This is a genomic window from Bacillus xiamenensis, from assembly GCF_000300535.1.
GTDB classification, from domain to species: domain Bacteria; phylum Bacillota; class Bacilli; order Bacillales; family Bacillaceae; genus Bacillus; species Bacillus xiamenensis.
Map to the genome: position 1 here is coordinate 1 of NZ_AMSH01000120.1, position 988 is coordinate 988.

Consider the following 988-nt stretch of genomic DNA (forward strand, 5'->3'; position numbering starts at 1 on the left):
TATCTGCATCGATGGAATGCATGATCTTCTCAGCCAGCTGCGTGACTGTCAGCGTCAAGAAAATGGCCGTTTCTTTTCCAAATAGCTCCGCAAATTCATCAGCTGCAAACAAGTCATTTTGAAAGAACGCTAGAATTGATTCTAACGTCTCCGAATCGTCCTTGGATATAAAACCATTCAGAGCATTTAAAAACGTCCTGCGCTGCAATCTGAACAATCTAGCGATGGTTTTCTCATATTCCTCCACCAAAGAAGGGATATCCTCCAGTTCAGGGAAATCAGCCACTGCCGCTTTGAGTTCCTCGACCTCATCTGCCTCCGCTTTTTGTACAAAGGTATTGATGTTTTTTATCAGCTGATCGATCTTGCTCATTTGCGGATCTCCTCTAGTTCATCCCTGACATCTTTTAAGAGATGAATCAGATCTTCTTGGGAACCTGCAGACTTTTGAAGAACCGTATCAAGAAAGCTATTTGATACCTTTGGCTTAGTCTCAATCGGTCGGTGATATTCTTCCTCTGGCCATTCTTCAAGTGTCTTACCAAGAATACGGCCAGCCAGATCACGCAGATCATTCGGTGAAACCGCTCCTGCTTGAATAAATGGTGTAAGAACCTTAGCAATTTCGAGCGGATCACGAAAGTCAGGACCATTTAAAATGAGTCGCACATGCCAGAGATCGAGATCAGGAAGAAAGAGTGTGTTGAGCTTGCCAGTGATGATCATTCTTTCCGGCTGGAATACCTGTTCTTCTGTCGTTTTTCGAGCGGTGTCAGCTGTGGCCTTGTTATAATCCTGTGATTCGCCTGTGTAGATCGGCGGCAGACGGAACGAGGAACGTATCTTGTTTCTCGTTTTCTCATCATATTCAAGGAACAGCGCATCCTCCTGGAGAATCTCGGCCAGTGATTTTATTTCAACTTTAACAGGTGCTGGGTCATAGTAATTGATTACTTAGCACTTTTTATTTTTAGGACCTATTTAGACT

At 43.7% G+C, this 988-nt stretch carries 2 pseudogenes; both read right to left on the bottom strand.

The annotated features are described in order from the left end of the window. Window positions 1–373 (bottom strand): annotated as a pseudogene (locus BA1_RS18225) (hypothetical protein); the annotation flags it as partial. Then, a pseudogene (locus BA1_RS18230) lies at window positions 370–933 on the bottom strand (phage portal protein); the annotation flags it as partial. The pseudogenes BA1_RS18225 and BA1_RS18230, both read right to left, overlap by 4 nt. Between the last annotated feature and the right edge of the window lie 55 nt (window positions 934–988).